General features: G+C 35.0%; 12 protein-coding genes and 1 pseudogene. 4 read left to right on the forward strand and 9 right to left on the reverse strand.

Annotated elements, in window-relative coordinates:
- Window positions 1-129: 129 nt before the first annotated feature.
- Window positions 130-720: a hypothetical protein gene (locus KI369_RS26145; protein WP_212958364.1), complete on the forward strand. Its 591-nt coding sequence runs from the start codon at window positions 130-132 to the stop codon at window positions 718-720.
- A 341-nt stretch (window positions 721-1061) separates the two neighbouring features.
- Window positions 1062-1208 (forward strand): annotated as a pseudogene (locus KI369_RS26150) (FMN-binding negative transcriptional regulator); the annotation flags it as partial.
- 200 nt (window positions 1209-1408) lie between these two features.
- Here the strand turns inward: KI369_RS26150 and KI369_RS26155 are convergent.
- From KI369_RS26155 to KI369_RS26165, 3 genes are all read right to left on the reverse strand, one after another.
- A complete protein-coding gene (locus KI369_RS26155; RefSeq protein WP_000747488.1) occupies window positions 1409-2248 on the reverse strand; it encodes a YitT family protein in 840 nt (279 codons plus the stop codon).
- Window positions 2249-2600: 352 nt separating this feature from the next.
- The gene (locus KI369_RS26160) at window positions 2601-2870 is read right to left on the reverse strand and encodes a 2TM domain-containing protein (protein ID WP_212958366.1); all 270 of its coding nucleotides are present in this window, start codon (window positions 2868-2870) and stop codon (window positions 2601-2603) included.
- 217 nt (window positions 2871-3087) lie between these two features.
- Window positions 3088-3729 (reverse strand): hypothetical protein, encoded by a 642-nt coding sequence (locus KI369_RS26165; protein WP_212958368.1) that lies wholly within the window; start codon window positions 3727-3729, stop codon window positions 3088-3090.
- Between the two features lie 290 nt (window positions 3730-4019).
- On the opposite strand from KI369_RS26165, the gene KI369_RS26170 reads away from it, so the two are divergent.
- Complete coding sequence (locus tag KI369_RS26170; protein WP_212958370.1) at window positions 4020-5051, forward strand: S66 family peptidase; 1032 nt, start codon at window positions 4020-4022, stop codon at window positions 5049-5051.
- Window positions 5052-5151: 100 nt separating this feature from the next.
- The gene (locus KI369_RS26175) at window positions 5152-5562 is read left to right on the forward strand and encodes a DUF3224 domain-containing protein (protein ID WP_212958372.1); all 411 of its coding nucleotides are present in this window, start codon (window positions 5152-5154) and stop codon (window positions 5560-5562) included.
- A gap of 212 nt (window positions 5563-5774) precedes the next feature.
- On the opposite strand, the gene KI369_RS26180 is transcribed toward KI369_RS26175, so the two are convergent.
- The 6 genes from KI369_RS26180 to KI369_RS26205 form a co-directional block, all read right to left on the reverse strand.
- Window positions 5775-6152, reverse strand: coding sequence for a hotdog family protein (locus tag KI369_RS26180; RefSeq protein ID WP_212958374.1), 378 nt, complete (start codon window positions 6150-6152; stop codon window positions 5775-5777).
- A gap of 86 nt (window positions 6153-6238) precedes the next feature.
- The gene (locus KI369_RS26185; protein ID WP_212958376.1) at window positions 6239-7486 is read right to left on the reverse strand and encodes a DUF1015 domain-containing protein; all 1248 of its coding nucleotides are present in this window, start codon (window positions 7484-7486) and stop codon (window positions 6239-6241) included.
- 13 nt (window positions 7487-7499) lie between these two features.
- Window positions 7500-8672, reverse strand: a complete 1173-nt coding sequence (locus KI369_RS26190; RefSeq protein WP_212958378.1) for a 3-phosphoglycerate dehydrogenase family protein — start codon at window positions 8670-8672, stop codon at window positions 7500-7502.
- Between the two features lie 12 nt (window positions 8673-8684).
- Complete coding sequence (serC, locus tag KI369_RS26195) at window positions 8685-9767, reverse strand: 3-phosphoserine/phosphohydroxythreonine transaminase (protein WP_212958380.1); 1083 nt, start codon at window positions 9765-9767, stop codon at window positions 8685-8687.
- Window positions 9768-9973: 206 nt separating this feature from the next.
- Window positions 9974-10165: a DUF378 domain-containing protein gene (locus KI369_RS26200; RefSeq protein WP_212958382.1), complete on the reverse strand. Its 192-nt coding sequence runs from the start codon at window positions 10163-10165 to the stop codon at window positions 9974-9976.
- 89 nt (window positions 10166-10254) lie between these two features.
- Window positions 10255-11224, reverse strand: a 970-nt coding sequence (locus tag KI369_RS26205; protein ID WP_212958384.1) for a glycoside hydrolase family 113, incomplete at its 5' end; no start/stop codon positions are given.

Raw genomic sequence — 11224 nt, forward strand, 5'->3', positions numbered from 1 at the left:
ATCTGATGTAAATGCACTTTTAAAAATATAAAAAATAGATAAAAAAAAATATTATACAAGGAATTACACATTATTAATTGAATATATTTACTAAGGTTGGAAAAATTTAGAATTGTAGTGTGGAAATTAATGTTAAAAAAAGCAGTACTCATTTCTACTACAGTTTTAGGTTTTATGCATTTCATACCGGGGGCTGATGCTTTAGCTAAAGAATCAGTTCCAACACAAAATTTAAAGGTTTCAAATACAGAATTTACTTTGGATAAACAGACGTTGACATCTATCAATGAAGTTCTAGAAGAACAAGAAATAAATTGGGGAGAAATAGAAAAACTTAATACTATTGCTAACGAATCCCTTACATTGGTAGATGGGGATAGGTATGTCTTTGATTCTTCAAAGGCACTTGAATTAGGCCTTACCCCTGAACAAGCAACAAATTTAAAAAATGGATATGAATCTTTAAGTTCATCAGAAGTTCTAGCGTTTGAAAATATAAAAAAAGATAAAGTTGAATTTCCAGGACCAGATCCAATCTCTACAGTTGTTCCTGTTATTATTACAGTAGGAGCTCTTATAAATGCACTTTTAGCAATAGGAGCTGCTTGGCTAGTAACAATAATATTGGAATTAGGAGCATATACTGCTTGTAAAAGGTGGAAATACAGTTCTAAAGCACCTAAAATTTTTAAAGCTTTTTGTGATATGAAGGGGTGGTAATTTGACTTTTGCAAATATATTTATGATTTCATTTATGACTCTTATTGGTTATAAGATCTTAGAGTTGTTCCTGTTAATGATTTTGATGCAAAATATTGAAAAGATAAAACAACGAAAAAAAGGTTTTATATATGAACTTGCAAAAATGAAATTAGGAGAAAAATTTAGTCATTTATAATTCATTAGATTGATTAGCGTTGTATTTCCAACCGAAAATAAAGAATTGTACTTTGAGCGGTCTCTCAGCTTGTCTGAGGGACCTTTTTTATTTAATAGTATGCAATATGTAGCTTTTGAAAATATGGTTATTGTAGACAGCATAATGTTTATTAATTTCATAAGTGGAAGACATCCCGGTTGCATATAAATTAAGTCAAAATCGAAATGAGAAGGATTATATTAACATTATTGAGGAATTGTACGATGAAGGAAATCCAGATGCGAAACAAATGGTGGAACTCATGGGGAGTAGATTAAAAAATCACATATTATCCATTGTTATTCAACTCTCACATTTCAAAATTAAAGAACAGACTGGAGCGTTCTATCGGCACTTTTTCTTTAGAATGTAAAAGATTGAACTGAAAGTGAATGGCGTTTAATTAAAAAAGAATCTATTTTGAAAAAAGATTATTCAAAATAGATTCTTACGTTTTAGTATTAAGATTATTTTAATGAAAAGTAATTTCTATGCTTTAGAAATATCAACGAATCCTTCTCCAAATACGTCTCGAACATCGTGTATAGCGATGAACGCCGCCGGATCCGTAGTTTGAACAATCCGCTTTAGCTTCACTACTTCTTGCTTATTAATAACAACATAAAGAATTTCCTTCGGCGTTTTCGTGTAATAACCATGACCTGAATACACAGTAACCCCTCTGCCCATTAAGGTAGTGACCTTCCCGGCAATTTCATTCGGGTTATCAGAAATAATCGTAATGGCCTTTTTCGGATTTAAACCTTCAATTACAAATTCCATCACTTTCGTTGCTACATATAGCATAATAATTGTTATCATCAGTTTTTCTGCACCAATGATGAAATAAGATGAAAACGCAACGATTAAATCGAAGAACAGTAGACCGTAGCTAATGCTCCACCCTAAATATTTATGTGTCATCCTTGCTAAGATGGTAGTACCTGCAGTTGTTCCGCCAACGCGAATAATAAGACCAATCCCGCATCCAATAAATATTCCTCCGAAAATGGCATTTACGAGCATTTCATCCGAAGCGATCGTCCAGCCTTCTGTCAAATGAAGAAATAGTGAGTTCGTAACTACAGCGATAATCGTATAAATTGTTGTAATCTTATTTAAAAATTTATAACCGGCTATTAACAAAATCGCATTTAATATTAAGTTAACTAAACCTGGTGACCATTCAAATAAATAGTACGTAATAATCGTGATACCTGTTACCCCACCCTCACCAAACTCGTTTGGGATAACAAACAAATTGACACCTAACGCAAAAAGAAATGCACCGATAATAATAAAAATAATGTCTGTCGTTCTTTTTTTCATACAGTACCTCACTTCTTATGTAAATATTTATTCTGTCATAAACTCTCACCATTATATCGTGGAATATTCAAATCGAACAGTGGTTTATTTTTATTTTAATATAGGATGATAAATCAAATTTAGCCTATATCGACATGTAATTTAAAAAAGATAACAACCGTATTTATTATGTGCTACAAATAAAGTTTTGATTTCACATGCTATTCACACTAACAAATGGATATGAACACCCTCACTCGCACACACTTCGAATACAAAGCAAATAAGCGAAGCTATATAATAGACTTCGCATCCAGCGTGTGATCATAGAAATTCATATGAGATTTTATATTCATACATTCCAGTAATAAATTTACTTGTCTTTCTCCATATATTCTTTAATCTTTCGTTCTTCCCACTCTTTTCCGAATATCCCGAATGGAAAAGTTGTCAAACCATGTATAACGATACCGATTCCCCAACCTGCAAGTGGATATAAAAACCATAACTTACTGGAATCAGAGCTTATATTTATAATAAAAAGCATTAAGTTCACTAGTATATAAACCGTTAAATGAATGTAAAAAGCTTTTAAATTCTCTACCCTTTTTTTAGCTCGTAAATAAACCTCATCTTGTTCCACCCTTAAACACCTCTTTCAATATTGTATTTTTTCACCTTCGCTCTAGTGTTAACATCATATTCTTATTGGAAATCCGTTATTCTCAAAAAAACACAAAACAAAAAGTACCCATCTAATTGTCATACGCAATGATAATTAGATGGGTACTGCATGATACATTTAGTTTTTACATGTATTGTTTGGAGAAAATTGCAAATAACGACCTATACTCGCCTTATTAAGACCAAATCCATACATCATCATTATTTTCAGCGTTCGTCTTTGCTTCATGAACTTTTTCAATATGGTCAACTGTGTTCCAGTTAATAGAACTTCCGCCCCACCCTACATACTTCATATCAATTTTCACTTTCTCACCCACATTAAATACTTGTCCCTTTGTTAAGAAAACATCAATAATATCTTTCTTCCCATTTAGCGATGGATACTCAACTACAACATATTTAGTAGCACCGTCCCCCTCATCTTCCATCGTTCCTACTTTTGATACTTCTCCAATTACATAATTAGGTGAGCCATCTTCTTTCATGTGCATACCTAACTTGTTTGTTGTATTTTCAACTGCAGTTGCAACCATATATTCTGTAAAATTACGCATCATAGATCCAGTAGCTTTTACTTCATCTCCTACTTTCACGTTTGAAAGTGAATCAATATACACACTAACAGGTTCCTCATATTGCTTAGATTTTACAACAATCACACCGTTATCTACTTCTACTACTCGTCCTTCTAACGTCGAGAAATTCGATTCAATAGAAGCTGCACTCGCTTTTGTTAGTTCTAATCCTGGTACATTTGTTCCTGATAATGCTGCGATCCCTAAAGCACCTGCTAAAATAAGTTTTTTCATACCCATATGTAACATCTCCATTCATGATGATTATATTTTTTTGATTGGTTACGACCAACCTGTAACTATTATAGTTACAGGTTATAGAAAATAGCAACCCCCTTTCCTATGCAATGTTGCATACTGTGATCTTTAAATATAAATCGGTTATTCCTATATTCAACACTCAGACTGAATTCTTGAATCCCAGCAGGTAAACGGATTAATGATGAAGAAAATAATGTGATGCATCATATTTTTCAGCGCTACGGTTTGTATAATCGTAGTCCATTACATTATGTAGGAGCGGAGCTAACATGTTAATAAAACCAAAGAGGTTACAAGCAGGAGATATCGTGGCAACAGTAAGTCCTTCATGGGGAGGCGCAGGTGATTCTGACATAAGATGGCGTTATGAGCAAGGCGTTAAAAGATTAGAAGAAGTTTTCGGTCTTACGGTTGTTCCAATGCCAAATAGTTTAAAAGGTAGCGAATTCATTTATAACAACCCACAGGCTCGTGCGGAAGATTTAATGACAGCATTTAAAGATACGCGCGTGAACGCAATTATTGCGAATATTGGCGGTGAAGATAGCATTCGCTTACTTCCTTATATAGATTTTAATGTAATACGTGAAAACCCGAAAATTTTCATGGGATACTCTGACGTTACTATTTCACATTTATTTTGCCATAAAGCAGGTCTTTCCTCTTTTTACGGTCCAGCCATTTTAACCGATTTTGCCGAAAATATAGAGATGGATCCATATACAGTTGAAATGGTAAATCGAACTCTCTTTTCAAATGAGACAATTGGAAAGATTCAACCAGCTCATGAATGGACAAGTGAGCGTTTAGAATGGATAGAGGTAAATAAAGATACAAGGCGTACGATGCAACAAAACAATGGATATGAACTACTTCAGGGCTCCACCACTGTACAAGGGCGTTTAATTGGTGGATGTATAGAAGTACTGGAATTTGCAAAAGGAACGGAACTTTGGCCTGAGAAAAAACATTGGGAGGATAGCATCCTTTTCTTTGAAACTTCTGAAGACCATCCAGAACCAAGTTATATAAAGTATTGGTTACGAAATTACGCAGCGCAAGGCATTCTTCAAAAAGCAAAAGGTCTCGTTTTTGGTAAACCGAAAGACGAAATGTATTATGAAGAATATAAACAGGAGATACTGCAAGTTATGAAAGAACATAACTTAGAACATTTACCGATTCTTTATAATTTGAATTTTGGCCATACTGAACCGAAGTTTATTTTACCTTACGGCGCGATGGCAGAAATTGATTGTGAAAATGTATCCTTTTCTATTTTAGAGAGTGGCGTGGAATAAATAGAAATACTCCTATGAGATATGACTATGAATTGGTACTTTTTAAAAGTATATAATGTGGGGAGATTACTTATCTAATGATAAAGGGGGATTTACGTGTATGGAAGTAACATTTACAGTAAATAAATGGGATGAAAAACTAATTGATGATACTAGAAAAGATTTCCCTATTAATATTGCTCATGTCGAATATGATATTGATGGTGAATTAAAAGGAAAAGCTTTTGTTGAATACTTATTATATTATTTAGACTCAAATATAAATGATGGTCACTTGGCTACTGCTAAAATTTCTGGATTTTTACACTTTGAAGGAATCTATAAGGGGCAACAAGGGAAATTTACAGCTATAGAACAAGGAATATTTGATAAAGGAAATTTAGATTCCCCAGGAACAATTATTAAAGCTACCGGTAACTTAGAAAAACTAAGAGGGTCCTATAATTATCTATTTACAGGTCAAACTAGTAAACTGATTTTAGAGTTTAAATTTCAGAAAAATATCTCATAATTTATTGGAAAGGACATTTCTTGTAGTACTAGGAATGTCCTTTTTGTTGAAGGACTTATTCAACTATTCTTTTATTAGTTAAGAAAGAACAGAGTATATTACATAACGTCTTATTATCAGTATGCAACGATACATAAAATTTTCGTTATAGTGGAATTAAAAACCTAAGCCCCAAAAACACGGCCCCACCTATCCATTACTTTTCCTACTAATTAAAGAATAATCCCCGAAAAACTCCCCTTCATAACTTCTTTTTCAAGTTGATTCCTACATGTAAACATCGCCAAAATCTTTGTACGATTTTTTTCATCAGGCTCAAATTGTTCAATAGTTACGTCACAACGAATCGTATCACCGCTAAAAACAGGACGTAAAAATTCAAAATCCATCTTGCGAGCTAGTACGTTATAATCACCGCCAATTTTTGTAGGCAACGTTGATGTTAAAAGCCCTTGTACAACAAACCTCCCCTGCTCATCTGGTGTCACATGATGAACACCTTCATCTTTCGATACTTCCGTAAATAACGCAACATCTTCTTTTGTAAAAGTTCGTTCAAAGGTTATTTTTTCGCCTACTTGCAATTTCATCGATACTCCTCCTCAAAAACTCTGTTAACATAAGAAAAACCGAAACTAAAAATCATTTCGGTTTTTCAAACTAAAGAAGTCTATATTTACTTTAAAGAATGTACAAATAACCCGCTGCGCAGTTTCGGTTCAAACCACGTTGATTTTGGTGGCATAACTTCTCCAGCGTCTGCGATTGCTAATAAAGCTTCCATTGATGTCGGATATAATGCGAATGCTGCTTTATATTCACCGCTATTCACAAGGCGTTCTAGTTCTTCTAACCCGCGAATTCCTCCGACAAAATCAATGCGTGAATCAGAGCGCGGATCATGTATTTCAAGTACTTGGCTTAATAAATGATCTTGCAAAATAGATACATCTAAACCTTTCACAAGATCGTTCGCATCAAACGTTTCCTCTTTCACTGTAAGCTTATACCACTTCTCATTTACATACATACCAAATGTTTTTGGCTCATTTGGTTTATACGGAGAAACAGCTGCTTCTTCTACATAAAAGTATTGCGTGATTTGCTTTAAAAACTTTTCTTCTGATAAGCCGTTTAAATCCTTCACAACTCGGTTATAGTCCCAAATGGATAATTCATCGTGTGGGAATAAAACAGATAGGAAGAAATTAAACTCTTCTTCTCCTGTGTAATTCGGATATTGTTCTCTGCGCATAAGTCCTACTTTTGCCGCTGATGCTGAGCGGTGATGTCCATCTGCAATATAAAGATTAGGAATATCTTCAAATAAGTTTACTAAACTTGCAATGACCTCTTCATCTGCAATCTTCCACGCAACATGCCTAACGCCGTCTTCTGCTGTAAATGTATAGATTGGTGCATGTTCTTCTTTCCAGCTTGCGATGAAACGCTTTATCTCTTCTTTAGTACGATACGTTAAAAAGATAGGACCTGTATTCGCGTCACACACATCTACGTGGCGAATGCGATCTAATTCTTTTTCATGACGCGTTCTTTCATGTTTTTTAATTGTATCATCTTCATACTCATCAATAGATGTACAAACGACAAGACCTGACTGCGTTCTTTCTTGCATCGTCAGTTCATAAATATAAAGTGCTGCCTCCTCGTCTTGAATGAACACTTCTTCTCGTATAAATCGATTTAAATTTTCACCCGCTTTTTCATATACACGATCATCGTACGATGAAAGTGCCGGGTCTAAATCAATTTCTGCTTTATCAACGTGTAAGAAAGAATACGGATTCCCTTTTACAACCTCTCTTGCTTCTTCACTATTTAATACGTCATACGGTAAAGCTGCAACTTCCGCTGCTTTTTCTTCTACTGGACGAATGGCCCGAAACGGTCGGATTTTTGCCAAATTCCTCTCTCCTTTACACAATCATTCGAACGGCTACAACACCTGTAATTTTGCTTATATTTTCCACAATGTTCTCTTTTATTATATCATCAATTCCGTTATCAATATCAATCATCGTGTACGCCCAAGAATGTTTACTACGATTAATCATATCCGCAATATTAATATGATGCTCTGCTAAACATCCTGTAATTTGTCCTACCATGTTCGGAACGTTTTGATGCATGATTGTAATACGTTTCTTTCCGATATACGGCAATTCTACGTTTGGATAGTTGACTGAATTACGAATATTTCCTGTCTCTAAATATTCACGTAATTGGCGCGCTGCCATGATTGCACAATTTTCTTCCGATTCAGATGTAGATGCACCAAGGTGAGGCGTCGCTGTTACATTTTTCATCTTTATCACATTTTCATTCGGGAAGTCTGTTACGTAATGCGTAATAATATCTTCTTCTAACGCTGTTTGAAGAACTTTTTCATCTACAAGTTCTCCTCTAGAGAAATTGAATAAACGCATTCCTTTTTTCATCTTCTCTACAGCATGTTCACCAATAATCCCCTTCGTTTGATTCGTAAGAGGAATATGAAGTGTAATATAATCACACGTTGCAAAAATTTCATCTAAACTAAATGCTCTTTGCACATGTGTAGAAAGGCGCCATGCAGTTTCAACTGAAATGTAAGGATCATATCCGACAACGTCCATTCCTAAAGCTAACGCATCGTTCGCAACTAAAGCACCGATTGCGCCAAGTCCGATAACTCCTAGACGTTTTCCTGCAATTTCCGACCCAACAAATTGTTTCTTTCCAGATTCAACAAGCTGCGGTACTTCTTCCCCTTCTAAATTTTTCGTCCAACTTACTCCATTAATGATGTTACGTGAAGACATAATAAGGCTGGCGATAATAAGTTCCTTTACTGCATTGGCATTCGCTCCTGGTGTATTAAATACTACAATCCCTTTTTCTGTACAGCGCTCGACAGGAATATTATTTACACCAGCACCAGCTCTTGCAATCGCCTTTAAATCTTTTGAAAATTCTTCTTGATGTAAAGAATAGCTGCGAAGTAAAATACCATCTGGGTGGTCCATTCTATCCCCTACTTCATAACGCTCTCCGCCAAGAACTTGCAAACCTTTTTCCGCAATTTGATTTAACGTTTGAACACGAAACATATCCCCATCTCCCTATCTATTCTCAAGCTCAAATTCCTTCATATAATTTACTAATTGCTGTACGCCGTGTACTGGCATCGCATTGTAAATACTTGCACGCATACCACCGACTGAGCGATGTCCTTTTAACGTAACTAGGCCGCGTTCTTTCGCTTTTTGTAAAAACTCATTGTTCAGATCTTCTGACGGTGTTGTAAACGGAATGTTCATAAGTGATCGATACGTAGGATCAACTGGTGAAGTAAACAAATTTGATTCATCTAAGAAATTATAAAGAAGTGAAGATTTCATTCTATTCTGTTCTTCAATCGCAGATACCCCGCCTTGCTCTTTCAGCCACTCTAGTACAAGTTTCGTTACATAAATACTAAAGGAAGGCGGTGTATTATATAAGGAGTTATTTTTGCTGTAAGTTTCATAGTTTAACATCGTAGGACAAAAGCGATCTGCTCCCCCAATTAAATCTCTTTTTATAATTGCAATCGTTAAGCCTGCTGGCCCTAAATTCTTTTGCGCTCCCGCATATATAAGACCAAACTTCGAAACATCGTATTGTTCTGATAAAATATTTGAGGACATATCCGCAACGAGCGGTACTTTATCTAAATGTGGAACGTCCACATATTTCGTCCCCTCAATTGTATTATTCGTTGTAATATGTACATAATCTAGTTTTTCATCGCTTAGTAAACCATCCAATCTAGGAATTGTAGTAAACTTCGCTTGTTCAGAAGAAGCAATCACTTGTACTTCCCCTACTTTTTCAGCTTCTTGCAACGCCTTTTTAGACCATGAACCAGTCAATACGTACCCTGCTTTTTTATACGTATTCATTAAATTTAACGGTATCATAGAGAATTGTAATGAAGCACCACCTTGTAAAAACAATACTTCATACTCATCAGGAATGTTCATTAATTCACGAAGTAAGCTACCCGCTTCATCTATAATACTTTGAAAATAAGAAGATCGGTGACTCATTTCCATAATAGACATGCCTGTCCCGTTATAATTTACAAGCTCCTTTTGCACTTTTTCTAAAACTGGCAAAGGGAGTATTGATGGTCCAGCTGAAAAATTATACACTCTCTCCATCACCCTAATAACCTCCCTATTTCTCATCTTTTATTTTTTAAACTTTCTGAATTATACCCCACAATACAAGACACGGTCAATTTGTTTTCTATTATTACGGCGTAAGACGCAATGGAATCGCTTGCAAGTGCCAATGTTTTTATAACCACACAAAAAAGTGTTAAGTACATAATCGTACTTAACACTCTAGTAATAAAGTATAATTGCTAATTTTCCGTGAAGAACCGATCAAAAATTTGATAAATAGCAGAAAGACCAATGAGCCAATAAATAGTGTCCACAAGCGCCGGCATAGAACCAAACCATTTCTCAACTACATTGTAATCTAACGCTACAAATAACCAATTCAAACCGCCAAGAATCACCAAAATTACTGTAAGGTAAGACAAAAATTTCATTATGATTGCCCCCTAGGTGATAAGATGGTGAAAGGCCTTTCACTAGAAATATATGTGGTAAAATTCAAAACTTACCTATTTAATTAAAATTATTTTCGGTACCAGCCGTTAATAACTGCCTCGGCTTCTTTACTATGTATTTGATATGCATGCGTACTATTATGAGAGCCAATAAACCAAATTGAAAAACCTTTAAAATATGGTTTTGGTTCTAATACATCTCGGTAAGCACGCCATCCGTTTAATTGTATGTCTTTCGAAAGCACATTAGAAACATCTGGATTCCACGGATTTTGCAAGCCTAGTTCACGTGCCGGAACGTTAAATCCGCCAAAGTAAACCGGTTTTCCTGTTGCATTATGTAATTGTTCCAATTGCTGAACAACATTCTGCCCACGATTATATACTGTCGTCGCAAATAAACTTTGCTTCACTTCTTCGTATGATGGATTTCTTTTTCCTGAAACTTCAAACCAACTATCGATACTAACAATGTCTACCTTCTTTAAATACGGACGATTTATTTTCTCAACAAACTTCGCTTCATATGAAGGATCCCAGCTTGCTGTTAACCACCAATTCATTTGATACAAAACATTTCCTTTATATTGCTGACGGACGAAATCAATCGTATCGCTCCAATATCCTTCTGCATATTCCATATTCACGAAATTAGAAGCAATCTTGAGCCCGTACACATTGTATTTACTTGTAATCGAGTTAAAAATGTCTTGCAAAATAACCGTTTTCCAATTCCAGAAGAAATCATTAATATTACTTGGATTCCATTCCGTTTCCCCAACATTTCCTTGCTGAATATATGGGAACGGTTCCACTATAACTTGAATATTACGCTTTAATAATTCTTGAATTAAAATAATAGCCTGTTGCTTTTGCGCTTGATTAATTACCATGTTCGTAGAAGTCACATTCGGAATATCTACCTGAATTGGTACATTTACTGTATTTAAATTTAAGCGCTCTACATCAGCTAACACTTTCGCTATATTTCCAACTTCCCATACCGTTACATTTCCTGATTTGATTTTTCCAGATTGA

It is taken from the genome of Bacillus sanguinis (assembly GCF_018332475.1).
GTDB lineage: Bacteria > Bacillota > Bacilli > Bacillales > Bacillaceae_G > Bacillus_A > Bacillus_A sanguinis.